This window comes from Jhaorihella thermophila, from assembly GCF_900108275.1.
GTDB lineage: Bacteria > Pseudomonadota > Alphaproteobacteria > Rhodobacterales > Rhodobacteraceae > Jhaorihella > Jhaorihella thermophila.
Genome location: NZ_FNVD01000005.1, coordinates 86,441 through 108,547 on the forward strand (window position 1 = coordinate 86,441; position 22,107 = coordinate 108,547).

A 22,107-nucleotide genomic window follows, 5' to 3' on the forward strand; every position below is an offset into this window, starting at 1 on the left:
GGACTTTCGATTCATCGAAGAATATTCGATTCACCCATGGATTGGCGAGTGGAATTGGCACGGAAATTGCGCCGCCGTTCGCCTAAAATCTGGGCAGTTCATGAACGGAGGAGATCCGATGAAGATCGGTTGCCCGAAAGAGATCAAACCGCAGGAATTCCGGGTCGGCATGACCCCCAACGCCGTGCACGAGGCGGTGGCGCATGGCCACGAGGTGTTCATCGAAACCGGCGCCGGCGCCGGGTCGGGGTTCGAGGACGACGCCTATGTCGCCGCCGGCGCCCGGATTCTTGACACCGCCGAGGAGATCTTTGCTACCGCCGAACTGATCGTGAAGGTCAAGGAGCCGCAGGCGGTCGAACGCAAGATGCTGCGCGAGGGCCAGGTCCTGTTCACCTATCTGCACCTTGCCCCGGACCCCGAACAGACCAGGGATCTGCTGGCATCGGGCTGCACCGCGATCGCCTATGAAACCGTGACCGACGACCGGGGCGGGCTGCCGCTTCTGGCGCCCATGTCCGAGGTCGCCGGCAAGCTGGCGCCGCAGGTGGGGTCGTGGACCCTGCAAAAGGCCAATGGCGGCCGCGGCGTTCTGATGGGCGGCGTGCCCGGCGTGCTGCCGGCCAAGGTCGTGGTGATCGGCGGCGGCGTGGTGGGCACCCATGCGGCGCTGGTGGCGTCCGGCATGGGCGCGGATGTCACCGTTCTGGACCGGTCCCTGCCCCGGATGCGCTATCTGGACGATGCCTTTGGCGGCCGGTTCAAGACCGCCTATTCCAGCCCCGGCACCACCGCCGATCTGATCGCCACCGCCGACATGGCGATCGGCGCGGTGCTGATCCCCGGCGCCGCCGCGCCCAAGCTGGTCACCCGCGATCAGCTGTCCACCATGAAGGCTGGCGCGGTGCTGGTGGATGTGGCCATCGACCAGGGCGGGTGCTTCGAAACCTCGAAACCGACCACCCATCACGACCCGATCTACGAGGTGGACGGGATCATGCACTATTGCGTCGCCAACATGCCGGGCGCCGTGCCGCGCACCTCGACCATCGCGCTGGGCAACGCCACCATGCCGTTCCTTCTGGCGCTGGCGGACAAGGGCTGGAAACAGGCCTGCGCCGACGATCCGAACCTGCTGAACGGCCTGAACGTCCATGCCGGCAAGCTGACAAACTATGCCGTGGGCAAGGCGCTGGGCATCGACGTGGTTTCTCCGCAAGTGGCGATCAAGGGCTGATCCTCCCCGGCCCCGCCACGCGAACCTGCCCCGGCCGTCGCGCCGGGGCATTTTCTTCCGCGCTCAGGCCCGTTTCTGGATCTCGACCTGATGCGGATAGGGGATCGAGATGCCGGCGGCGTCGAGGGCTTCCTTGACCTTCTGGATCAGGGTGAACTTCAGATCCCAGTATTCGGCATTGTCGCACCACAGCCGCGCGGTCAGGTCCACCGAGCTGTCGCCCAGATTTGTCACCCGCACCCAGGGCGCGGGATCGTCATGCACGCGAGGCTCGGCCCGGGCGACGTCCAGGATGATCTGCTTGGCCTTTTCCGCATCGTCGGCGTAGTCGATGCCGAATGTCAGATCCAGCCGGCGGGTGGGATGGTGCGAAAAGTTCGAAATGATCGACCCCCATGCCTTGCCGTTGGGCAGGATGATCTGAACATTGTCCGGTGTCACCAGTTCGGTCGTGAACAGGCTCAGGTCCACCACCGTGCCCGCAGTGCCCCCGATATCGACATACTGGCCGACCCTGAACGGCCGGAAAACGATCAGCATGACGCCGGCGGCCAGATCCGACAGCGTGCCCTGAAGGGCCAGACCGACCGCCAGCGACGCCGCGCCAAGGATCGCCACGATGCTGGTCGCCTGAATGCCGAAGATACCCAGAACGGCAACGAAAACGATGGTCAGGGTGCCCCATTTGACCAGACTGGCGATGAAACTGCCCAGCGTGGGGTCCATATGCGGGGCGGCGTTGATCTTGTTCCTGACAAGCCGCCCCATCACGCCGGCAAGGATCCACCCTCCGATCAGAACGATCAGCGCCTTCACCACGTTGATGATCAAGGGCCCCATCGCCCCCATCTGGTTCATGACATCCATCTGGGAACCCCTCTCGTCCTGAAATCCCTGTCCGATCCAGCTTGACCCATCCGCCCCTGTCTCCGCAACAGTTTCTCGGGGCTTTCCTTGGCCGCCCGGTTGCCTAATCTGGATCGCGGAAGGAGACTCGCCCGATGACAGACCTCAGCCGTTTTCCCGTGACGCGCCGCTGGCCACCCGCGAACCCGGACGTGATCCAGCTATACGCCTTTCCCACGCCCAACGGGGTCAAGATCTCCATCATGCTGGAGGAAACCGGCCTGCCCTACGAGGCGCACCGCGTAACGCTGGCAGAGGAGGACGTGAAAAGCCCCGAGTTCACCTCGCTCAGCCCCAACGGCAAGATCCCCGCGATCATCGACCCGCACGGCCCCGAGGGCACGCCGGTGGGCATGTTCGAAAGCGGCGCCATCCTGATCCATCTGGCGGAAAAGGCGGGGATGCTGCTGGGGTCGTCGCCGAACCAGCGGCTGGAAATCCTGCAATGGCTGATGTGGCAGATGGGCGGGGTCGGCCCGATGTTCGGCCAGCTCGGCTATTTCCACGCCTTCGCCGGCAAGGAGATCGAGGACAAGCGGCCGCGCGACCGCTATCTCGCCGAAACGCGCCGGCTGCTGGGAGTACTCGACCGACGGCTCGACGGGCGCGAATGGGTCTGCGACGACTATTCCATCGCCGACATCGCCATCGGCCCCTGGCTGAACGCGCTGGACCGCTATGACGCGATGGATCTGGTCGGTTGGGACGACTATGCCAACCTGGACGACTACCTGGACCGGTTCCTGGATCGTCCCGCAGTGAAAAGGGGACTCAACACGCCGCCGCGGACCTGACGCGAACTATCCCGGCAGCTTTCCTGTCAGAACATAGCGCAGGATATCCACCACCTGTTCGGGTTCGCGGGCCACTGCCAGCGCGGCCGCATGCACCTCCTTCAGCGCGTGCTGATGCTCCGGCGGGTTCAGCACGATCAACGATTTGCCCAGCGCGGCTGCATAGCCCGCGTCAAAGGCCGCGTTCCATTGCTTGTATTTCTCGCCGAAGCGCACCACGACGATATCGGCATCCGCAATCCCCTTGCGCGTGCGGATGGCGTTGATCTTGGCCCCCTTGTGGTCGTGCCAGAACTTGTCCGGCTCGGCGCCCAGGATCGCCACGCCGCAATCGTCGCTGGCATCGTGATCGGTGACGGGGGCGGAAAAGCGCACGTCCAGATCCCGCGCGCCGTCGATGATCCGTTCGCGCCAATCCGTGTGAATTTCCCCCGAAAGATAGACGTTCCAAGTCATCGCCAGTCCCCTTGCCATCGTTGCGGTCCCTTTTGCCCCCTTGCTGCGCCGCTGGCAACCGGGCACCCACTGTCAACCGCCTTGGGCGATCTCGGACATGATGCGAACGACGTCTTCGTCCGGCACCTGTTCGAACCGCCGATAATGCGCGCCCACGGCGTAGAAAGGCTCCGGCGTCTCCAGGCAGATGACGCGATCCGCCTCGCGTTCCAGCACTGCCACGGTATCGGCCGGCGCTACGGGAACGGCGACCCAGATGGCCGCGGGACCGCGCCGCCTCAGCGCATTTACGGCGACCCGCATCGTCGCGCCGGTGGCGATTCCATCGTCTACCAGGATCGCCGTCCGTCCGGCCACATCGACCGGCGCGCGCCCTGCCAGATACCGCATCCGCCGATCCTCGATCTCTGCGCGCAGGTCTTTGATCCGATCGGTAAAGTCCGCCTCGGTCAGCCCGGATACGCGCAGGATCTCGTGATTGAACAGAATCGTCGGCGCGGGCCCATCGACGATGGCGCCGGCCGCCAGCTCTTCGTGCCCCGGCATGCCGATCTTGCGCACCAGCATCAGATCCAGCGGTGCCCCGAGCCGCCGCGCAAGCACAACGCCCAAGGGCACACCGCCACGCGGCAGAGCCAATACCACGGGATCTCCCGGCTTCGCCGCCTCGACGGCCTCGCTCAACGCCTCTGCGGCCTCCAGCCTGTCGCGGAACATGACCCCTCCCGAACTCGCAACCACAAAACGGGGCCGATTATGCGCCGAGAAAACCCAGCCGCCAACACCGCGCGGCTCAAGGGTGGCCAATCCCTGCTTCTTTCTGGTCGGAAATACCCCAAACGCGGGGGCGCAGCCCCCGCGTCGGTCGGATCGCGCCAGCGATCCGAAACCCTCAGCCGCGCAGAACCCCGCCGGTCGCCTTGGCGACCTTCTCGACGATCTTCTGCGACACGGCCTCGATATCCTTGTCGGTCAGCGTCCTTTCCTTCGGCTGCAAACGCACGGTCACCGCGAGCGACTTCTTGCCCTCGCCCAGGCTGCCGCCGATGAACTCGTCGAAGACCCGCACCGATTCGATCAGCTTCTTGTCGGCCCCGGCCGCCGCGTTGACCAGCGTCTGGGCTTCGACATCCGCATCCACGACAAAGGCAAAGTCACGCTCCACCGCCTGCAGGTCATGCAGCTCCAGCGCGTCCCGCGTCGCCCCGGACCTGCGCGGCAGCGGCACCTCGTCGGGCCAGACGACGAAGCCGACCGCCGGCCCCTTCACGTCCAGCGCCTGCAGCACCTTGGGGTGCAACTCGCCGAACACGGCCAGAGCCTTCTTCGGACCCAGACAGATCCGCCCGTGCCGGCCCGGATGCCACCAGCCTTCGCCGCCGCGCAGGATCTGCATCTTGGCCGGTGCGCCGATCGCCGACAGCAACGCCTCCACATCCGCCTTGGCGTCGAACAGATCGACCGGCCGCGACGCGCCGTGCACGTCCTTCGGGCCGGTCCGTCCGATCAGAACGCCGGCGATCGCCGTGCGCTGCTCTCCCGGCTCGCCGCCGGTGAATTCCGGCCCCGCCTCGAACAGCGCCAGATCCATGAAGCCCCGCGCCTGGTTGCGCGCGGCGGCCTGCAAAAGACCCGGCAACAGCGAGGGCCGCATATGCGACATCTCCGACGAGATCGGATTGGCCAGCATGGTCTCGTCCGTGCCGCCGCCGAACAGCTCGGCCGCGGCCTTGTCAATGAACGAATAGCTCACGCACTCGTTGTAACCCAGCGCCGCCACGCTGCGCCGCGCCGCCTGAAGGCGCTTCTGCTGCGGCGTCATCACCGGCTTGGGCACGCCTTCGGTCAGGCGCGGCAGCGGCTTGCCCTGCAGCCTGGTCAGCGAGGCGATGCGGGCGATTTCCTCGACCAGATCCGCCTCGCCGTGAATGTCCGGCCGCCAGCTGGGCACATGGGCCATGTTCCCCTCCAGCCGGAACCCCAGCCGGGTCAGGGTCTGGCGCTGCTCGGATTCGGGGATGTCCATGCCAACGAGGCTCTTCACCCGCTCGGGGTCCAGCCTGTAGGCGCGCGAATGGTCGGGCACCTCGCCCGCGATCACCACCTCGGACGGCTCGCCGCCGCACAGATCCAGGATCATCTGGGTGGCGTGCTCCAGCCCCGGAATCGTGTATTCGGGATCCACGCCGCGTTCGAACCGATACCGCGCGTCCGAGTTGATCTTGAGCGCGCGACCCGCCATCGCGATCTGGACATGGTCCCAATAGGCGCTTTCAAGGAACACGTTCACCGTGTCCTCGGTCACGCCGGTCGCCTCGCCGCCCATGATGCCGGCGATGCTTTCGGGGCCGTTGTCGTCGGAAATGACGATCATGCCCGGCTCCAGCGTGTATTCCCTTTCGTCCAGCGCCACGATCCTTTCGCCACCCTTGGCGCGGTGGACGCGCAGGTTGCCGGCCACCTTGTCGGCGTCAAAGACGTGCAGCGGGCGGTTGCGGTCGTAGGTCAAATAGTTGGTGATATCCACCAGCGCCGAAATCGGCCGCAGCCCGATCGCGCGCAGTTGATCCTGCAGCCATTGCGGGCTGGGGCCGTTCTTCACCCCCCGGATCAGACGGCCGGCAAAGACCGGGCAGCCGTCGCGGGTGTCCTCGTCGATCGTGACCTTGATCGGGCAGGGAAAGTCGCCGGGAACGGGCGGTTCCTCGCGGGTCTTGAGCGTGCCCAGACCCCGCGCCGCGAGATCGCGCGCAATGCCTCGGACGCCCAGCGCATCGGGGCGGTTCGGGGTGATCGCGATCTCGATCACCGGGTCCACCTTGGACGGGTCGTTTTCGGCCAGCCAGTCCACGAATCTTTCGCCCACCTCGCCCGAGGGCAGTTCGATGATGCCGTCATGTTCGTCGGACAGCTCCAGCTCGCGTTCGCTGGCCATCATCCCGTGGCTTTCCACGCCGCGGATCTTGCCGACGCTCAGCGTCAGGTCGATGCCGGGAACGTAGTCGCCGGGCTTGCACAGAACCACGGTGATGCCTTCGCGTGCGTTGGGCGCGCCGCAGACGATCTGCTTGTCGCCCTCGTCGGTTTCCACCGTGCAGACCCGCAGCCGGTCGGCATCGGGGTGTTTCTCGGCGTGCTTCACCTTGGCAATGGTAAAGGGCGCCAGCCGTTCGGCCGGATTGTGGATGCTTTCGACTTCGAGCCCGAGATCGGTCAGCGCCTCGGCGATCTCCTCCACCGTCGCGTCGGTGTCGAGGTGGTCCTTCAGCCAGGAGAGGGTGAATTTCATGTTCGGGTCTCCTTGAGGAGAAGAATATCTTGCAAGGCACTTGCGGTAAGCATCGCGACCGGCCCGAGGGTGGGAGCGATGAAATCGCGCCCGCCCTGTGGGGCGGGTCGGGCGCGATGCGGGGCTGAAGCCCCGCTGTCAGATTTGGAGAACGTCACCGGCTCAGCCCCCCGCGCAGGGTCGGCACGTCCAAGGCGGCAAAGCCGTAATGCCGCAGCCAGCGCAAGTCGCTGTCAAAGAACGCGCGCAGGTCGGGAATGCCGTATTTCAGCATCGCCAGCCGGTCGATGCCTATGCCGAAGGCAAAGCCCTGATAGACCTCGGGGTCGATCCCGCCGGCGGCGATCACCTTGGGGTGCACCATGCCCGAGCCGAGGATCTCCAGCCAGTCGTCGCCTTCGCCCACCTTCAGCGTGCCGCCTTCCCACGAACAGCGGATATCGACCTCGGCCGAAGGTTCGGTGAACGGGAAGTGCGAGGCGCGGAAACGCAGTTCCACGTCGTCCACCTCGAAGAACGCCTTGACGAATTCCTCCAGCACCCATTTCAGGTTCGCCATCGAAATGTCGCGGTCCAACGCCAGCCCCTCGACCTGGTGGAACATCGGCGTGTGGGTCTGGTCGTAATCGGCCCGATAGACCCCGCCGGGGCAGATCACCCGCAGGGGCGCGCCCTGTGCCTCCATCGCGCGGATCTGCACGGGGCTGGTATGGGTGCGCAGCACATGCGGCGGGCGGTCGTCGCCCGGCGCGCGATACATGTAGAACGTGTCCATCTCGGCCCGCGCGGGGTGGTGGCCGGGGATGTTCAGCGCGTCGAAATTGTACCAGTCGGTTTCGATCCGGGGGCCTTCGGCCACCGAAAAGCCCATCTCGGCAAAGATGGCGGTGACTTCTTCGGTCACCTGGCTGACCGGGTGGATGGTGCCCTGCCGACGCGGGCGGGCGGGCAGGGTCACGTCCAGCCACTCGCTGCGCAGCCGTTCCTCGAGCGCGGCATCGGCCAGCGCGGCCTTCCTGGCGGCCAGCGCCGCGTTGATCTCGTCCTTCAGCGCGTTCAGCGCGGGGCCCGCCACCTTGCGCTCTTCGGGCGTCATCCTGCCCAGTTCGCGCATCTTCAGGCTGATTTCGCCCTTCTTGCCCACGGCGGCGACGCGGATCGCCTCGAGCGCCGCCTCGTCCGCGGCATCGGCGATCTGCGCGAGGTATTTTGCCTTGAGATCGTCCACCGGCTCGCTCCTTGTTTCAAATCGCGTGCTTGCTATCGCAAGCGGCGACCGGCGGCAAGTTCGAGCTGAGAGGCGGCGGCGGGCCGGGGCGCGGTGGCCACAGCCGGCGCCGGTCCTGACTGTCAGAGCCCGGCCGCGCCCCCGCGTGGCCCCGCGTAGTAGGCTCGCCGAGCCTCGCGCTTTGCCTTCACCCGCGCATCATGTTCGGCCTGTGAAACGCCGGGCGGCGCGGTCCCGTACCCGTTGGGTCCGGGGTCGCAGGCGGCAAGGGCGGCTAGGGCCGCGACGGAAAGAGCGGCTATCGAAATCCGGGCGATGACGCGGGGCATGTCCGACAATCCTTTCCTGATCGCATACGAATCTGGCCTGCGGGGTGGCACAGGCAAGGGGGATGCCAGACTTTTGAAAAGTGGCGATCCCGACGCAGGCGCCGCCCCGGACGCAAAAAAGCGGCCCCGCCTTGCCGGCAGGGCCGCCCGGAAACCTTGATGCCGGTGCGGATCAGGCGCGCAGGGCGTCCTGGGCCTTGGCGACGATGGCGCCAAAGGCTTCGGGCTCGTGCACGGCCAGATCGGCCAGAACCTTGCGGTCCACCTCGATCCCGGCCTTGTTCAGGCCGTTGATGAAGCGGCTGTAAGTCAGCGCCTCGTCATGGGCGCGCACGGCGGCGTTGATGCGCTGGATCCACAGCGCGCGGAAGTTCCGCTTGCGCTGCTTGCGGTCGCGGGTCGCATACTGGTTGGCCTTGTCGACCGCCTGCTTGGCGACCTTGAAGGTGTTCTTGCGGCGGCCATAGTAGCCTTTGGCTGCCTTGACGACTTTCTTGTGGCGGGCGTGGGTCGTGGTTCCACCTTTGACGCGGGACATGGGTCTCTGCCTCCTGTTCTTAGCGGTCGTAGGGCATGAAGCCCTTGACGATCTTGGTGTCGGGGGCGGACATCACGGTGGTGCCGCGCGCGTTGCGGATGAACTTGTTGGTCCGCTTGATCATGCCGTGGCGCTTGCCGGCCTGGGCCGTCTTGACCTTCCCGGTCGCGGTCATCTTGAAGCGCTTCTTGGCGCTCGATTTCGTCTTCAGTTTGGGCATTTCCGTCTCCTTCAAGGGTCGGTGTCAGGCGCGACTCGGCATGCCTCTCTCGCCGGCCGCGCGAACAGGAGCGCCGTTTACGCAATCAGACGGGCGCTGGCAAGCGGAAAATCACGGGATGAAGCGTGCGATCACGCTGAAAAAGACGTCCGGTACATCGGCCAGCCGGTAGCCTTCGGGATGGGCCAGCATGGCATAGATCATCAACGCTGCGCCCGCGCCCAGAACGGCCAGCGGCGCTAAGGGCGGGCGGTTGTCGCTGAAGGCCGAAACCAGGGAGGGCACGGAAAACACCGCCAGGACCAGTCCCAGGATCAATGCAAGATCGGTGTCCACGGCCCCTCTCCATCCGTTCGCGCGGTCAAGGCTAGCCCGGATCGGTGTTGGAAATCAAACGCTCGTCACAGGGTGCCACGCGCAGGATGTTGGTGGTGCCGGGGATGTTGAAGGGCACGCCGGCGATCACCACCACCTGATCGGTCCGCTCGGCAAAGCCGCCGGTGCGGGCGGCATGGACCGCGCTGAGCACCGCGCCCTTGAAGCGTTCCAGCTCGGCCGTCATCACGCAGTGGCAGCCCCAGCTGAGGCAGAGCCGCCGCGCGGTGCCCCGCAACGAGGTCATGGCGATGATCGGCACGCCGGGCCGTTCCCGCGCGGTCAATAGCGCCGTGGTACCGCTCTGGGTAAAGCAGCAGATCGCCTTGATCTCGGTGGTTTCGGCGATTTCGCGGGCGGCGGCGACGATGGCATGCGGGATGCTGTCGCCCTTGGCGATGCGGGTGGCGGCCATGATCTGGGTATAGGTGGGGTCGCTTTCCACCTCGATCGCTACCTGGTCCATCGTGCGCACGGCCTCGACCGGGTAATGTCCGGCGGCGGATTCCGCCGACAGCATCACCGCATCGGCCCCTTCGTAGATCGCGGTGGCCACATCCGATACCTCGGCGCGGGTCGGCATCGGGCTTTCGATCATGCTTTCCAGCATCTGGGTCGCGACGATCACCGGCTTGGCCGCCGCCCGGCAGCGTTGCACGAGCCGTTTCTGGATCGGCGGCACGGCGGCCACAGGCAGTTCCACCCCCAAGTCACCCCGCGCGACCATGATGCCGTCCGAAACCTCGAGGATGTCCTCGAACGCCTCGACCGCCGCGGGCTTTTCGATCTTGGACAGAATCGCCGCGCGCCCGTCCGCCAGTTTGCGCGCCTCGATCACGTCCTCCGGGCGCTGGACGAAGCTGAGCGCGAGCCAGTCCACCCCCAGTTGACAGGCGAACTCCAGATCGGCCCGGTCCTTTTCCGACAGCGCCGCCAGCGGCAGCACCACATCGGGCACGTTCACCCCTTTGCGGTTGGAGATGGTGCCGCCCGTGATGACGCGGCAATCGGCAAAGTCGGGGCTGCAATTTTCGACCTTCAGCCGGATCTTGCCGTCATTGACCAGAAGCGTGGCGCCCGGTTTCAGGGCGGCGAAGATTTCGGGATGCGGCAGGCAGACACGGGAGGCGTCGCCCTCGGCCGGATCGAGGTCCAGCCGGAAGGCGGCCCCGTCCTTCAGTTCTTCTTCGCCACGGGCGAAGGTGCCGACGCGCAGTTTCGGCCCCTGCAGGTCGGCCAGAATCGCGATCGGGCTGTCCAGATCCTTTTCGATCTGCCGGATGAGGCGGTGTTTTTCGCGGATCTCGTCGTGGGTGCCGTGGCTCATGTTCAGGCGGAACACGTCGGCGCCGGCCTCGTGCAGGGCGCGGATCATTTCGTGGGTTTCCGAGGCCGGCCCCAGCGTTGCGACGATCTTGACGTTGCGCAGGCGTCTCATCGGTGGTCCTCCCTGACTTGTGGCCCGGATCCGCGGCGATGTTACCGCAAACATGCCCGACCTGCTTATGACCGGATTTTCATTTGCCGGCAACTCCCCTAAAGGATGCGCGCAACGAGGTGACAGGCAGATGACATACACCCCCTATTTCATCCACGGAGAAGATCGCCCCGGCCGGTGGCTTATCACCTGCGACCACGCTACCAATGTCGTGCCGCCGGACGTGAACGGCGGCGATCTGGGGTTGCCGCGCGAGGACATGGAGCGCCACATCGCCTATGACGTGGGCGCCTATGGCGTGGCGCAGCATCTGGGCGTGCTGCTGGACAGCCCGGTGATCGCGGCGAATTTTTCGCGTCTTGTGATCGACCCGAACCGGGGCGAGGACGATCCGACGCTGCTGATGAAGCTTTATGACGGGTCGGTCATTCCCGCCAATCGACACGTCGGCGCGGAAGAGCGGGAACGGCGGCTGGAAGCCTATTACCGGCCCTATCACCGCGAGTTGGCGCGGCTGGCGGGGCTGCCGCACATGGTGATCCTGGCGATCCACAGCTTTACCCGCCAGCTGCGCGGCCGCGACCCGCGCCCTTGGCATGTCGGTTTGCTGCATACCGAGGACGACCGGGTGGCGCGGCCGCTGTTCGATCTGCTGTCGGCCGAGCCCGATCTGGTGGTCGGAGACAATGAGCCCTATGCAGGGCATCTGCCGGGGGATTCTATCGACAAGCATGCGACGGCTTTTGGTCGGCCAAACGTGCTGATCGAGATTCGCAACGACCTGATCGCCGACCATGATGGGCAGCGCGCATGGGCCGAACGCCTGGCGCCGGCGCTGATCAGGGCGCTGGAAGTGTCGGGATTCTAGGCGCACCGGTCGGATCGCCTGCGCGATCCGACCGGTGCGAGGGGCGCTGCCCCTCGCGCTCCCCGGGGTATTTCCGACCAGAAAGAAGCGAAAGGTCGGCGAGTCCCCGCAGGGGTGGAAGCGTGTCGGCGCGGCCGGGGGCGCGATCAGATGCAGGGCGGAATATCTATGCCGGCCATCCAGGGTTTGATGTCCAGAAGCGGCGTCATGTCGAATGCGTCGGTCGCGTCGATGCCGATCACGCCTGTCTTCGGGTCCAAGGACGTGATGACCACGGCGGACATGGCGATCGGGTTTGGCCGGACCGGCGAGCGCAGGGCAAAGACGCCGCGCGGTTCGGGGGCGTGCCGGGGGGCCTGGAGGATCAGGTCGCGCCGGCCGCGGTTCATCCAGTAGAGCAGCCAGATCGGGCGGCCGACCTCGAGTCCCTGCAGGCCGGGCGCATAGGCGGGGTCGAGCTCGATCCGGGGGTCGCCTCCGCCCATCTCGCGGGCTTGGGAGATGTTGCGCGGGGCGTTGCCCTTGCTCCAGTCCGACCGGATGCGACCGATGAAGGTCACGCCGGCGTGGGCGCGGCCGGCGGGGTCGAAGTCGAGCGGCACCTCGCCTGCGCGAATGTCTTGGGCGTCGGTCATTTTACACATTCCCGTGCTGTTCCGGGGTTTCTGCATCTGAGCGGCACGCGGCCGATTGTTCAACCCTGCCAACCGTGGCAAGCTGACGCCCCATGTGCCGCCTGCTTTCGCTCCTTGCCCGCGGTCCCGGATCGCCAGCGGCGAGACGAAAGGGCGCCTCTGCGGGGTGTCGTGCAAAGGACGGGCGCGGGCTGAACACCGGGCCGTTCACTGCATCTCGCGGGACAGGGTTTCGACAAAGCGGGCGCGGGCGGATGGCAGGGGCCTGTTCCCCAGCGCCGGGGCCACGCGGTGTTCGAGAAAATGGCCGGTGGTCGTCAGCGCCTGAAGGATTTCGGCATCGGGCGCGGGGCCTTCGCCGCGCAGGCAGGGGGGCAGCGGCAGAAGCCGGCTTGCCCATTCGCCCGCGCCTGCGCGGGAGACGGCGCGCCCGGTCCTGGGCGAAACGAAGGCCAGGTCCGTTTCGGCCCCGGTCACAGCGCAGCGCGTGAGATCCAGTCCAAAGCCAAGTTCCTGGAGCAATGCCTTTTCCCAGTTCAGATAGGCCAGCGGCCAGATGTCGTCCTGGCCCAGCAGGTCGAGCAGGCGTTCGCTGCGCAGGTAGAGCGGCCCGTGCGGTTCGCGTTCCGGCAGGCAGAAGGACAAGAGCGCCGTGACCGCGTTCAGCCCGGCCAGCGCCAGTCGCCCCGACATCGCCGCCGCCGCGCGGGAACGGATCGGCTCCACCGTGAAGCTGCCGAGATGCTCTTCGAGCCGGGCCCGCCATGTCACGTCGATCTGGGCGCCCGGTTGCAGGATCGGTGCCAGCCTGCGCCCGGCGCCGCCGCGCACCACGCCGGCGTGACGGCCGTGCGCTTCGGTGAAGACCTCGACGATGGCCGAGCTTTCGCCGTGGCGTCGGACGGACAGGAGTATGCCGTGGTCGCGCCAGTCCATGGTCTATTCCAGCCCCGGTTCCTCCAGCAGGTGGCGGCCCTGCCGGTCCTCGACCTCGATCACCCAGAGGTCGGGGTCGAAGCCGCGCTGGCGGGCGATCACCGCGTCCACTTCGGTTTCGGGCCCCGAGGCCAGTTCCACCCAGCGCCGCACGCCGCTTTCCAGGTCGAACCCGCGCTGGAACAGGCGCGCCTGACCGTCCAGCGTGTTCAGCTTGACCAGAACCGCGCCGGCATGGTCGTCGCCATGCGCCAGGACATAGGCCGGGATGCCGTAAAGCCGCAGCCGGGCGAGATAGGCGTGAACCCAGAAGGACGTGACAAGGCGGCTCATGGCGACATGGTTACCCCGGTTCCCGCCCGGTTCCAATGCCATGACGCTGTGGGCATCACCGGCTTTCGGTTGCGGTGCGATGGGGATAGACTTGTTGCAACGACCTGCCGGATACGGGACACGGATTTCTTGATGACTCGACTGCTCTCCTTTTTTCTGCTGGCGGCCGGGCTGGCGCTGACCGCTGCCTGCAGCCGGCCCGAGCCGACCGTCGCCCAGGCCGACATCGACGCATTGGCGCGGGAGATCCGCGCGCTGGGGCCTGACGTGAGCGCCGAGGAGGCCAGCCGGGCGGCACAAATCGCATATACCTATTCGCTGCAGCTCAAGAAGGAATACAACGTCACCGACCCGCCGATCATCCACAACGCCAAGGTCATCAACGGGTTCCGCGAACGCGGCCTTTGCAACCACTGGGCCGAAGACCTCAAGAAGCGGCTGGACCGGGAACGGTTCCGCACGCTGGTGGTGCATCGCGCCATCGCGCCCCCGGCAGGGTTCCACGTCATTCATCACACCGCGGTCATCAGCCGGCGAGGGGATGACATCTATCACGGAGTCGTCGTCGATCCCTGGCGTTATGGCGGGCTGCTCTACTGGGCGCCCACCACGCAGGATGACACTTATTCCTGGCGTCCGCGATCCGAAGTCCTTCAGGAAATGCTCGAGGCCAAGCTGGCGCGTCAGGCCGCGGTCAGCGACTGAGCGGGAGTGCTCAGTTCCCGTCGCGGAAGTCCAGACCCATTTCCGAGTAACGCTCGGCCTCTTCCAGCCAGTTGGGGCGCACCTTGACCTGGGTGAACAGATGCACCTTGCGGCCCAGGAATTCCTCGAGCTCGGCGCGGGCAGCCTGGCTGATCGCCTTGATGGTTTCGCCCCGCTTGCCCAGAACGATGCCCTTGTGACCCTCGCGCGCGACATAGATCACCTGGTCGATCCGGGCCGATCCGTCCTTGCGCTCCTGCCAGCTCTCGGTTTCCACCGTCAGTTGGTAGGGCAGTTCCTGATGCAGGCGCAGGGTCAGCTTTTCACGGGTGATTTCGGCGGCGATCATGCGCAGTGGCAGGTCGGCGATCTGATCCTCGGGGTAGAGCCAGGGGCCTTCGGGCAGCTGTTCTGCAAGCCACTTGCGCAGGTCGTCGACGCCGTGGCCCTTTTCGGCCGAGATCATGAAGGTCCGGACGAAGGGGAAACGGTCGTTCATCTCCCTGGCAAGCCCCAGCAGCCGTTCCGCCGGCACCTTGTCGATCTTGTTGATCGCCAGCGCCACCTTGCGGCCCCGGGCGATCTCTTCCAGCCCTTCGAGGATCCTTTCGACCCCTTCCGTCACGCCGCGATGCGCCTCGATCAGCAGCACGATGACGTCGGCATCCGCCGCCCCGCCCCAGGCGGCGGCGACCATCGCCCGGTCGAGCCGGCGGCGCGGGCGAAAGAGGCCGGGCGTGTCCACGAACACGATCTGGGCATCGCCTTCCATCGCCACGCCGCGGATGCGGGTGCGGGTGGTCTGGACCTTGTGGGTGACGATCGACACCTTGGCCCCCACCATGCGATTGGTGAGCGTGGATTTGCCCGCGTTGGGCTCTCCGATCAGGGCGACGAATCCGGCGCGTGTGGTCATGGGGGCGTCTTTCATTCTTGCGATCAAGTCATGTAGCGGATTTCGCGCAAGGATGCCAGCGCGGCCCGGCCCGCCGTTCAGCCGCCGAGCCGTTCGAGCAGTTTGCGCGCCGCGGCCTGTTCGGCCTGCCGTTTCGATCCGGCGCTGGCCTGCGCCTCCTCTCCGGTCTCCAGCCGCGCGGCGATGGTAAAGACCGGCGCGTGATCGGGGCCCGAACGGTCCACCAGCACATAGGCCGGCGGCTTGCCGCCGCGCGCCTGCACCCATTCCTGCAACGCGGTCTTGGGATCGCGGGCGTCGGCCTCGACCCGGCGGATCCGGTCGCCCCAGAGCCGCAGCACCATGTCTCGCGCCGCTTCGAACCCCGCATCGCGATAGACCGCGGCGATCACCGCCTCCATCGCGTCGCCCAAGAGCGCCTGCTTGCGCCGCCCGCCCGACATCATCTCGGACCGGCCCAGCTTGAGCACCGCGCCCAGGTCGATCTCGCGCGCGACGTCGGCGCAGGCCTCCTTGCGCACCAGCGCATTGAAGCGCGGCGCAAGCTGGCCTTCGGTCGCCTCGGGATCCTGCTCCAGCAGCGCCTCGGCCATCACCAGCCCCAGCACCCGGTCGCCGAGAAACTCCAGCCGCTGGTTGTCGGGCCGCGTGGCCGACGAGATCGACCCATGCGTGAGCGCGCGCACCAGAAGTTCGGGCCGGGAGAAGGTGTGGCCGATCCGCGCCTCGAAGGCGCGCATCTCGCGCGAGAGCTTCACTGGATCCCCTTGAAGAAGCGATCCGCCCGCCACGTCCAGAAGAACAGCAGCGACCGCCCGGCGGACGAGAACATGATCCGATCGGCCCGGCCGATGAGGTTTTCGAACGGCACGAAGCCCACCCCCCCGGCGGTCTGCGGAAGGCGGCTGTCGGCGGAATTGTCGCGGTTGTCGCCCATGAAGAAGAAATGGCCCTCAGGCACGGTATAGACACCGGTATGGTCGGACCGCTGGTCGCCGATGTTCAGAATGGTGTGGCGCACGCCGTTGGGCAGGGTTTCGATGAACCGTTCCTTCTTGCAGACGGCGCCGTCGCCCACTGGGCCATTGGCGCAGCGCGGGCGCAGGCCTTGCGGCCCCTGCGGGCCGGCGATCTCCTCGAACACGCCGGCGGGTTCGACCTTGACCGGCTGGCCGTTGATGTGCAGCACCCCGTCGCGCACCTGAATGCGGTCGCCGGGCAGGCCGATAAGTCGCTTGATATAGTCGGTGCCGTTGACCGGGTGGCGGAACACGACCACGTCGCCGCGTTCGGGCATCCGGCCCAGGATGCGCGTGTTGTCGCCGTCAAGAAAGCCGCACAGCTTGTCCGGGCCGATGCCCGTGAAGGGGATGGATGGGCAGGAGGCGTAGGAATAGCCATAGGCCATCTTGTTGACGAACAGGAAATCCCCGATCAGCAGGGTTTCCTTCATCGACCCGGACGGGATCCAGAATGGCTGGAAAAAGATCGTGCGGAACACGCCGGCGATCAGCAGCGCGTAGACGATGGTCTTGATCGTCTCGACGATCCCGCCGGATTTCTTTTCGGTTGCCATGCCCGTGCCCTTGCCTGATGCCATCGCCGCTACATGCGGGGGTGCGTGGGGTAAGTCAAGGTGGCGAGGTCGTCATCGGCCATCGGCCGCGCCTCGATTACCACGAAGGCCTGCGCCCAGGGGTGATCATCGGTCAGCGTGACGTGAATGATCGCTTCGTATCCCGGCGGCGTCATCTCGCGCAGACGTTCGGCGGCCCAGCCGGTGACATGCATGACGGGCTGGCCCGTATTCAGGTTCGACACGGCCATGTCCTTCCAGGCGATGCCCATGCGCAAACCCGTCCCCAGCGCCTTGGAGCAGGCCTCCTTGGCCGCCCAGCGCTTGGCATAGGTGCCGGCGGTGTCGCGGCGGCGTTCGGCCTTGCGCTGTTCGGTCTCGGTAAAGACGCGGTTGCGGAAACGGTCGCCGAACCGGTCCAGCGTGCGCTGGATCCGGTCGATGTTTGCCAGGTCGGTGCCGATGCCGAGGATCATGCCGCGCACCCGTTCGCCAGTGCGCTTCCGGGATGACGCCGACAGACGTGGTCGATCTTCATCACGCCCGCGCCTCGTCCATCAGGCGGCGCATCTCGGCGATCGCGTCCTTGAGGCCGCGAAAGATCGCCTCGCCGATCAGGAAATGACCGATGTTCAGCTCGCGCAGCTGCGGCAGGGCCGCGACCGGTTGCACCGTCTCGTAGGTCAGACCGTGGCCGGCGTGCACCTCGAGCCCCAGATCATGCGCGAGCGCCGCCATCTCGCGCAGGCGGCCGAGTTCTTCGTCGCGGGCGGCGGTGCGGCCCTCGTAGTGGAAATCGCAAAAGGCGCCGGTGTGCAGTTCCACCACCGCCGCGCCGATCCGGGCCGAGGCTTCGATCTGCGCGGGATCGGCGGCGACGAACATCGACACGCGGCAGCCGGCCTCGCGCAGCGGGGCGATGAAATCGGCCAGCCGGGATTCGTCCCCGGCCACGTCCAGCCCGCCTTCGGTGGTGCGTTCCTCGCGCTTTTCGGGCACGATGCAGACCGCGTGCGGGCAGTGGCGCAGGGCGATCGCCTGCATTTCGGCGGTGGCCGCCATCTCGAGGTTCAGCGGCACCTCGAGCACCTCCATCAGCCCGTCGATATCGGCGTCCGAGATGTGCCGGCGGTCCTCGCGCAGATGCGCGGTGATGCCGTCGGCGCCGGCCGCTTCGGCCAGCTTGGCCGCGCGCAGCGGATCCGGGTAGCTGCTGCCGCGCGCATTGCGGACGGTGGCCACATGGTCGATGTTCACGCCGAGCCGAAGGGTTCTGTCGGTCATGCTGCGATTCCCCTTGTTTCTGGTATCGCGACCTTAGTCCGGCGCACCTGCGGCGTCAGCCTGAACTTCGGCCTTTTTTTTGATCGCCTCGAACTTGGCCTTGATCCGGTTGCGGCGGCTGATTTGGTAGGCGCGAATCACCGGCAGGGTCAGCACATAGCAGACGGTCGCGGCGATCACGCCGGGGATCAGACCGCCGACCATGTAGGGAAAGAACACGTCGTCATAGAACTGGATCAGCCCGTGCCAGTCGGCCTCGTGCCCCGTGATCAGGGCCAGAAGGTTGTTCTTGAGATCCGCCGTGGCATCCGACAACAGTTCCAGAAAGGACCGCGACTCCGCCTCGCTGTATTCGCTGCCCAGCAGGAAATGCCCCGTCTGCAGCGCTACAACTCCGATCGGAACATAGGTCAACGGGTTGCCGAAAAGCGTGCCCATAAGCGCGGCGATGACATTGGCCCGCATCAGCCGCGCCAGGATGAAGGCGATCACGAAATGCAGCCCGTAGAACGGGGTGAAGGACGTGAATACCCCGATCCAGATGCCGCGCGCGATCCGTTCCGGCGTGTCCGGCAGACGGCGGATCCGGTGGCGGATGTAGTGAAAGGCGCGGGTCCAGCCGCCGCGGGGATAGATGAACTCCGCAAGAGCGCGCAGGGGGGGACGCGGGTCTCGGCGCTTGAAAACCAAGGAATTCGTCCTTCCGTCCCTACCTTTTCACCAGCATCATCAGTTCGCCGCCATCCCCTGCCGAAGCGTTTCGCGGTGGCGCTCGATCGCGGCCACGTCGCTGTCGGCCTCCAGTGTCAGCATCAGAGAATGCAGCTGCTCGATATCGCGAAGCTCCACGTCGATCAGAAGCCTGTAGTAATCGGGTTTGCGATCTATGAACCTCAGGTCGCTGATATTGGCCTTGCGTTCGCCGATCAAGGTGCAAATCCGCCCCAGCACGCCGGCATCGTTGCCGATCGTCATGTCCAGCGTCACCTCGTAGGCCGCCGGGTGCGTGCCGCCGTGCCAGTGCAGATCGACCCAGCGTTCGGGCTGCTCCTCGAACTGGCTCAGCAGGTCGCAATCCATCGCGTGCACGATCACGCCCTTGCCGCGCTGGGTGATGCCGACGATGCGCTCGCCCGGAAGCGGCTGGCAGCAGGGCGCGCGCTCGAACGACTGGCCCGGTTGCAGACCCACCACCGCGCGACGCGGCGAGATCGGCTCGGCCTCGTCGCGGGCCAGGTCGGGATAGACCGCCTGCACCACGTCATGCGCGGTCAGTTCCGCGCTGCCCAGCCGCGCCAGCAATTCGTCCCGATCCTTCAGGCGCAGGTGCTTTGCCGCCGTATCCAGCGCCTTGTCGGTGGCCTTGCGGCCGATGTGTTCGAAAGCCGAGCGCGCCAGTTCCCGCCCCAGCCGGATGAAGCGTTCCCGGTCCACTTCGCGCAGAGCACGGCGGATTGCGGTGCGGGCGCGCCCGGTGGTGGCGATTTCCAGCCAGGTGGCCTGCGGGGTCTGGCCCTCGGCGGTGATGATCTCGACCGACTGGCCGTTCTTGAGCCGCGTCCACAGCGGCACCCGGATGCCGTCCACCTTGGCGCCCACGCAGGCATGCCCGATGCGGGTGTGAATCGCATAGGCAAAGTCGATCGGGGTGCCACCGCGCGGCAGTTTCACCACGTCGCCCTTGGGCGTGAAGCAGAACACCTGGTCGGCATACATCTCCAGCTTCACCGCCTCCAGGAAATCCTCGTGATCCTCTTCGGCGTTGAAGCGCTCGGTCAGGCTGGCCAGCCACTTGGCGGGATCGACGGCAAAGGGGTTCTCGGCCCGCACGCCGTCCCGGTAGGACCAGTGTGCCGCCACGCCGGTTTCGGCCACGTCATGCATCTGGCGGGTGCGGATCTGCACCTCGACCCGTTTTCCGTCGCGGCCCGAAACGGTGGTATGGATCGACCGATACCCGTTCGACTTGGGCTGGCTGATGTAATCCTTGAACCGCCCCGGCACCGCGCGCCAGCGGCGGTGAATGGCGCCCAGCGCGCGATAGCAGTCCTCTTCGCTGTCGGTGATGACGCGGAATCCGTAGATGTCCGAGAGCCGCGAAAAGCCCTGGTTCTTTTCCTGCATCTTGCGCCAGATCGAATAGGGTTTTTTCGCGCGGCCGAACACCTCGGCCTCGATCTCGGCCCGTTCCATCTCGGCGCGCATGTCGCTGGTGATGCGGTGAATCACGTCGCCGGCTTCGCGCTGCAGCGTGATGAAGCGGCGCATGATCGAGTTGCGCGCCTCGGGGTTGAGCACGCGAAAGCTGAGATCCTCCAGCTCTTCGCGCATCCACTGCATCCCCATGCGTCCGGCCAGCGGGGCGTAGATGTCCATCGTCTCGCGCGCCTTCTGGGCCTGCTTTTCCGGCTTCATGGCCTTGATCGTGCGCATGTTGTGCAGCCGGTCGGCCAGCTTGACGAGAATCACGCGCAGATCCTTGGACATGGCCATGAACAGCTTGCGGAAGTTCTCGGCCTGCTTGGTTTCGCGCGACGACAGCTGCAGGTTGGTCAGCTTGGTGACCCCATCGACCAGCATCGCCACCTCGTCGCCGAACAGCTCGGCGATCTGGCCGTAGCTGGCCTTGGTGTCCTCGATCGTGTCGTGCAGCAGCGCGGTGATGATCGTCGCGTCATCCAGCCGCTGTTCGGTCAGGATCGCGGCTACGGCAACGGGATGGGAAAAATATGGCTCGCCCGAGTGGCGGAACTGGCCTTCGTGCATCGAGCGGCCGAATTCATAGGCCGCCCGGATCTTTGCCTCGTCTGTCCTGGGGTTGTAGTTGCGGACCAGCGCAATCAGGTCGTCAACAGCAATCATCCGGCCCGCACCCCCTGGCCCCGCGCCTTCAGCCCTGTCCCTGGGCCTCCATCAACTGGCGCAGCAGCATCTCTTCGTCCATGTCGTTTTCGGCCGGCTTGTCGTTTTCGGCCCCCATCAGCAGCGCCATCTGATCCTCTTCCGGCTCGTCCACCTCGATCTGGGTCTGCTGGCTTTCGATCAGGCGCTCGCGCAGGTCGTCCACGGACTGGGTTTCCTCGGCGATCTCGCGCAGGGCGACGACCGGGTTCTTGTCGTTGTCGCGGTCCACGGTGATCGGCGCCCCGGCCGAGATCTCGCGGGCGCGATGAGCCGCCAGCATCACCAGCTCGAACCGGTTCGGAACCTTGTCAACGCAATCTTCAACCGTCACGCGGGCCATGGGAGACTCTCCAAAAGTGAAACTTCGTCCAGAAGGTGGGTATGTAGTCGCGAATCTCCCCCTTGACAAGCGGGAATTCACCGATTTCCGGTAGCTAGAGGGGGACTACGCCGGCGATTTCCCGTTCCGGCAGCGCGGCGCACAGCTCGGCCACCGTGCGGCCCAGCAAAGGGTGCCGCCAATCCGGCGCCACGTCGCGCACCGGGACCAGCACGAAGGCCCGGTCCTGCAGGCGTGGATGCGGCAGGATCAGTCGGTCCGGCGTCCGGCGCACCTGTTCCTCGGCAGGCAGGTCGCGCCATGCGGTCTGGGTTTCGCGGTCCGGCAGAACGACGTCGCCCCTGAACACCAGGTCCAGGTCCAGCGTACGCATGCCCCATCGCTGGCGCCTTTCGCGGCCGAAGCGCGCCTCGATCCCATGCAGGATCCGCAACAGCGCCGCCGGGTCTGACGGCCCCGAAACCAGCGCCGCGGCGTTGACGTAATCAGGCCCCGCGCCCGGCGGAAAGCAGGGCGTCGCATAAAACCGGCTGACCGCCTTGACGGCCAGGCCCGAATCAGCCATTTCACCGATGGCGCTAATTAGCGTCTGCTGCGGCGTCCGACCGTCCAGAGGAAGGTTGCCGCCCAGCGCGATCACGCTGTGTGAGCCGGTTTTGTTCATTATGGGCCCCGCTAGGAAACGCATTTCTCTTGCGAGATATGCGAATTGGCCTATTTAATGAACCAGCATTTCTCCACTTTTTCTCACTCACTCACGGACCACCACGGAGAAATGCCCGTTACCGGAAGGGCAGATT

General features: G+C 66.1%; 25 protein-coding genes. 4 read left to right on the top strand and 21 right to left on the bottom strand.

Annotated features, from left to right (window positions below; genetic code table 11):
- The first annotated feature begins 118 nt into the window (after positions 1 to 118).
- Positions 119 to 1,237, top strand: a complete 1,119-nt coding sequence (gene ald / locus C4S70_RS07765) for an alanine dehydrogenase (RefSeq protein WP_104007545.1) — start codon at positions 119 to 121, stop codon at positions 1,235 to 1,237.
- A 63-nt stretch (positions 1,238 to 1,300) separates the two neighbouring features.
- Here the strand turns inward: ald and C4S70_RS07770 are convergent, their stop codons facing one another.
- Positions 1,301 to 2,104: a mechanosensitive ion channel family protein gene (locus C4S70_RS07770; protein WP_104007546.1), complete on the bottom strand. Its 804-nt coding sequence runs from the start codon at positions 2,102 to 2,104 to the stop codon at positions 1,301 to 1,303.
- A gap of 134 nt (positions 2,105 to 2,238) precedes the next feature.
- Here C4S70_RS07770 and C4S70_RS07775 point away from each other — a divergent pair, with 134 nt between their 5' ends.
- Positions 2,239 to 2,937 carry a glutathione S-transferase N-terminal domain-containing protein gene (locus C4S70_RS07775; RefSeq protein WP_104007547.1) on the top strand — a complete coding sequence of 233 codons (699 nt, stop codon included), beginning with the start codon at positions 2,239 to 2,241 and terminating at the stop codon, positions 2,935 to 2,937.
- A gap of 6 nt (positions 2,938 to 2,943) precedes the next feature.
- Here the strand turns inward: C4S70_RS07775 and C4S70_RS07780 are convergent, their stop codons facing one another.
- The 8 genes from C4S70_RS07780 to pyk all read right to left on the bottom strand — a co-directional run bounded on the left by C4S70_RS07780 (position 2,944) and on the right by pyk (position 10,810).
- Positions 2,944 to 3,393, bottom strand: coding sequence for a YtoQ family protein (locus C4S70_RS07780; RefSeq protein WP_104007548.1), 450 nt, complete (start codon positions 3,391 to 3,393; stop codon positions 2,944 to 2,946).
- A 72-nt stretch (positions 3,394 to 3,465) separates the two neighbouring features.
- Positions 3,466 to 4,110, bottom strand: a complete 645-nt coding sequence (locus C4S70_RS07785) for a phosphoribosyltransferase (protein ID WP_104007549.1) — start codon at positions 4,108 to 4,110, stop codon at positions 3,466 to 3,468.
- A gap of 175 nt (positions 4,111 to 4,285) precedes the next feature.
- Positions 4,286 to 6,682 (bottom strand): phenylalanine--tRNA ligase subunit beta, encoded by a 2,397-nt coding sequence (pheT, locus tag C4S70_RS07790; protein ID WP_104007550.1) that lies wholly within the window; start codon positions 6,680 to 6,682, stop codon positions 4,286 to 4,288.
- 154 nt (positions 6,683 to 6,836) lie between these two features.
- On the bottom strand, positions 6,837 to 7,910 hold the full coding sequence (gene pheS / locus C4S70_RS07795) for a phenylalanine--tRNA ligase subunit alpha (RefSeq protein WP_104007551.1): 1,074 nt from the start codon (positions 7,908 to 7,910) through the stop codon (positions 6,837 to 6,839).
- 501 nt (positions 7,911 to 8,411) lie between these two features.
- The gene (gene rplT, locus C4S70_RS07805; RefSeq protein WP_104007553.1) at positions 8,412 to 8,777 is read right to left on the bottom strand and encodes a 50S ribosomal protein L20; all 366 of its coding nucleotides are present in this window, start codon (positions 8,775 to 8,777) and stop codon (positions 8,412 to 8,414) included.
- A 19-nt stretch (positions 8,778 to 8,796) separates the two neighbouring features.
- Positions 8,797 to 8,997, bottom strand: coding sequence for a 50S ribosomal protein L35 (rpmI, locus tag C4S70_RS07810; protein ID WP_104007694.1), 201 nt, complete (start codon positions 8,995 to 8,997; stop codon positions 8,797 to 8,799).
- A 111-nt stretch (positions 8,998 to 9,108) separates the two neighbouring features.
- Complete coding sequence (locus tag C4S70_RS07815) at positions 9,109 to 9,333, bottom strand: hypothetical protein (protein WP_104007554.1); 225 nt, start codon at positions 9,331 to 9,333, stop codon at positions 9,109 to 9,111.
- Between the two features lie 31 nt (positions 9,334 to 9,364).
- Positions 9,365 to 10,810, bottom strand: coding sequence for a pyruvate kinase (gene pyk, locus C4S70_RS07820; RefSeq protein ID WP_104007555.1), 1,446 nt, complete (start codon positions 10,808 to 10,810; stop codon positions 9,365 to 9,367).
- 130 nt (positions 10,811 to 10,940) lie between these two features.
- Between pyk and C4S70_RS07825 the strand changes: the two genes are divergently transcribed.
- Positions 10,941 to 11,678, top strand: coding sequence for an N-formylglutamate amidohydrolase (locus C4S70_RS07825; RefSeq protein ID WP_104007556.1), 738 nt, complete (start codon positions 10,941 to 10,943; stop codon positions 11,676 to 11,678).
- Positions 11,679 to 11,824: 146 nt separating this feature from the next.
- Here C4S70_RS07825 and C4S70_RS07830 read toward each other — a convergent pair whose 3' ends face one another.
- The 3 genes from C4S70_RS07830 to C4S70_RS07840 all read right to left on the bottom strand — a co-directional run bounded on the left by C4S70_RS07830 (position 11,825) and on the right by C4S70_RS07840 (position 13,582).
- Positions 11,825 to 12,313 (bottom strand): SAM-dependent methyltransferase, encoded by a 489-nt coding sequence (locus tag C4S70_RS07830; protein ID WP_104007557.1) that lies wholly within the window; start codon positions 12,311 to 12,313, stop codon positions 11,825 to 11,827.
- Between the two features lie 207 nt (positions 12,314 to 12,520).
- Positions 12,521 to 13,249: a DNA repair protein RecO gene (gene recO / locus C4S70_RS07835; protein WP_104007558.1), complete on the bottom strand. Its 729-nt coding sequence runs from the start codon at positions 13,247 to 13,249 to the stop codon at positions 12,521 to 12,523.
- A 3-nt stretch (positions 13,250 to 13,252) separates the two neighbouring features.
- On the bottom strand, positions 13,253 to 13,582 hold the full coding sequence (locus tag C4S70_RS07840; protein ID WP_104007559.1) for a DUF1491 family protein: 330 nt from the start codon (positions 13,580 to 13,582) through the stop codon (positions 13,253 to 13,255).
- Positions 13,583 to 13,714: 132 nt separating this feature from the next.
- On the opposite strand from C4S70_RS07840, the gene C4S70_RS07845 reads away from it, so the two are divergent.
- On the top strand, positions 13,715 to 14,287 hold the full coding sequence (locus C4S70_RS07845) for a hypothetical protein (RefSeq protein WP_104007560.1): 573 nt from the start codon (positions 13,715 to 13,717) through the stop codon (positions 14,285 to 14,287).
- Between the two features lie 10 nt (positions 14,288 to 14,297).
- Here the strand turns inward: C4S70_RS07845 and era are convergent, their stop codons facing one another.
- The 9 genes from era to folK all read right to left on the bottom strand — a co-directional run bounded on the left by era (position 14,298) and on the right by folK (position 21,971).
- A complete protein-coding gene (gene era, locus C4S70_RS07850) occupies positions 14,298 to 15,203 on the bottom strand; it encodes a GTPase Era (RefSeq protein ID WP_104007695.1) in 906 nt (301 codons plus the stop codon).
- Positions 15,204 to 15,280: 77 nt separating this feature from the next.
- Positions 15,281 to 15,961 (bottom strand): ribonuclease III, encoded by a 681-nt coding sequence (gene rnc, locus C4S70_RS07855; RefSeq protein ID WP_104007561.1) that lies wholly within the window; start codon positions 15,959 to 15,961, stop codon positions 15,281 to 15,283.
- Positions 15,958 to 16,779, bottom strand: coding sequence for a signal peptidase I (gene lepB, locus C4S70_RS07860; RefSeq protein WP_104007562.1), 822 nt, complete (start codon positions 16,777 to 16,779; stop codon positions 15,958 to 15,960). Before lepB ends, rnc begins: the two co-directional genes overlap by 4 nt.
- Positions 16,780 to 16,808: 29 nt before the next feature.
- On the bottom strand, positions 16,809 to 17,255 hold the full coding sequence (gene acpS / locus C4S70_RS07865) for a holo-ACP synthase (protein WP_104007563.1): 447 nt from the start codon (positions 17,253 to 17,255) through the stop codon (positions 16,809 to 16,811).
- 61 nt (positions 17,256 to 17,316) lie between these two features.
- Positions 17,317 to 18,063, bottom strand: coding sequence for a pyridoxine 5'-phosphate synthase (locus tag C4S70_RS07870; RefSeq protein ID WP_104007564.1), 747 nt, complete (start codon positions 18,061 to 18,063; stop codon positions 17,317 to 17,319).
- 33 nt (positions 18,064 to 18,096) lie between these two features.
- Complete coding sequence (locus tag C4S70_RS07875) at positions 18,097 to 18,753, bottom strand: DUF2062 domain-containing protein (RefSeq protein ID WP_104007565.1); 657 nt, start codon at positions 18,751 to 18,753, stop codon at positions 18,097 to 18,099.
- A 39-nt stretch (positions 18,754 to 18,792) separates the two neighbouring features.
- The gene (locus C4S70_RS07880) at positions 18,793 to 20,925 is read right to left on the bottom strand and encodes a RelA/SpoT family protein (RefSeq protein WP_104007566.1); all 2,133 of its coding nucleotides are present in this window, start codon (positions 20,923 to 20,925) and stop codon (positions 18,793 to 18,795) included.
- Between the two features lie 28 nt (positions 20,926 to 20,953).
- Complete coding sequence (gene rpoZ / locus C4S70_RS07885; protein WP_104007567.1) at positions 20,954 to 21,307, bottom strand: DNA-directed RNA polymerase subunit omega; 354 nt, start codon at positions 21,305 to 21,307, stop codon at positions 20,954 to 20,956.
- 94 nt (positions 21,308 to 21,401) lie between these two features.
- The gene (gene folK / locus C4S70_RS07890; RefSeq protein WP_104007568.1) at positions 21,402 to 21,971 is read right to left on the bottom strand and encodes a 2-amino-4-hydroxy-6-hydroxymethyldihydropteridine diphosphokinase; all 570 of its coding nucleotides are present in this window, start codon (positions 21,969 to 21,971) and stop codon (positions 21,402 to 21,404) included.
- Positions 21,972 to 22,107: the final 136 nt, after the last annotated feature.

What these genes read in the sequence shown, in the direction of transcription:
- pyk (WP_104007555.1), bottom strand. Translation starts at nt 10,810, where the DNA reads ATGAGACGCCTGCGCAACGTCAAGATCGTCGCAACGCTGGGGCCGGCC.
- C4S70_RS07880 (WP_104007566.1), bottom strand. Translation starts at nt 20,925, where the DNA reads ATGATTGCTGTTGACGACCTGATTGCGCTGGTCCGCAACTACAACCCC.
- C4S70_RS07870 (WP_104007564.1), bottom strand. Translation starts at nt 18,063, where the DNA reads ATGACCGACAGAACCCTTCGGCTCGGCGTGAACATCGACCATGTGGCC.
- C4S70_RS07840 (WP_104007559.1), bottom strand. Translation starts at nt 13,582, where the DNA reads ATGAGCCGCCTTGTCACGTCCTTCTGGGTTCACGCCTATCTCGCCCGG.
- C4S70_RS07830 (WP_104007557.1), bottom strand. Translation starts at nt 12,313, where the DNA reads ATGACCGACGCCCAAGACATTCGCGCAGGCGAGGTGCCGCTCGACTTC.
- C4S70_RS07780 (WP_104007548.1), bottom strand. Translation starts at nt 3,393, where the DNA reads ATGACTTGGAACGTCTATCTTTCGGGGGAAATTCACACGGATTGGCGC.
- rpoZ (WP_104007567.1), bottom strand. Translation starts at nt 21,307, where the DNA reads ATGGCCCGCGTGACGGTTGAAGATTGCGTTGACAAGGTTCCGAACCGG.
- C4S70_RS07825 (WP_104007556.1), top strand. Translation starts at nt 10,941, where the DNA reads ATGACATACACCCCCTATTTCATCCACGGAGAAGATCGCCCCGGCCGG.
- era (WP_104007695.1), bottom strand. Translation starts at nt 15,203, where the DNA reads ATGACCACACGCGCCGGATTCGTCGCCCTGATCGGAGAGCCCAACGCG.
- pheT (WP_104007550.1), bottom strand. Translation starts at nt 6,682, where the DNA reads ATGAAATTCACCCTCTCCTGGCTGAAGGACCACCTCGACACCGACGCG.
- C4S70_RS07785 (WP_104007549.1), bottom strand. Translation starts at nt 4,110, where the DNA reads ATGTTCCGCGACAGGCTGGAGGCCGCAGAGGCGTTGAGCGAGGCCGTC.
- acpS (WP_104007563.1), bottom strand. Translation starts at nt 17,255, where the DNA reads ATGATCCTCGGCATCGGCACCGACCTGGCAAACATCGACCGGATCCAG.
- recO (WP_104007558.1), bottom strand. Translation starts at nt 13,249, where the DNA reads ATGGACTGGCGCGACCACGGCATACTCCTGTCCGTCCGACGCCACGGC.
- ald (WP_104007545.1), top strand. Translation starts at nt 119, where the DNA reads ATGAAGATCGGTTGCCCGAAAGAGATCAAACCGCAGGAATTCCGGGTC.
- folK (WP_104007568.1), bottom strand. Translation starts at nt 21,971, where the DNA reads ATGAACAAAACCGGCTCACACAGCGTGATCGCGCTGGGCGGCAACCTT.
- lepB (WP_104007562.1), bottom strand. Translation starts at nt 16,779, where the DNA reads ATGGCAACCGAAAAGAAATCCGGCGGGATCGTCGAGACGATCAAGACC.
- C4S70_RS07775 (WP_104007547.1), top strand. Translation starts at nt 2,239, where the DNA reads ATGACAGACCTCAGCCGTTTTCCCGTGACGCGCCGCTGGCCACCCGCG.
- C4S70_RS07770 (WP_104007546.1), bottom strand. Translation starts at nt 2,104, where the DNA reads ATGGATGTCATGAACCAGATGGGGGCGATGGGGCCCTTGATCATCAAC.
- C4S70_RS07845 (WP_104007560.1), top strand. Translation starts at nt 13,715, where the DNA reads ATGACTCGACTGCTCTCCTTTTTTCTGCTGGCGGCCGGGCTGGCGCTG.
- rpmI (WP_104007694.1), bottom strand. Translation starts at nt 8,997, where the DNA reads ATGCCCAAACTGAAGACGAAATCGAGCGCCAAGAAGCGCTTCAAGATG.
- rplT (WP_104007553.1), bottom strand. Translation starts at nt 8,777, where the DNA reads ATGTCCCGCGTCAAAGGTGGAACCACGACCCACGCCCGCCACAAGAAA.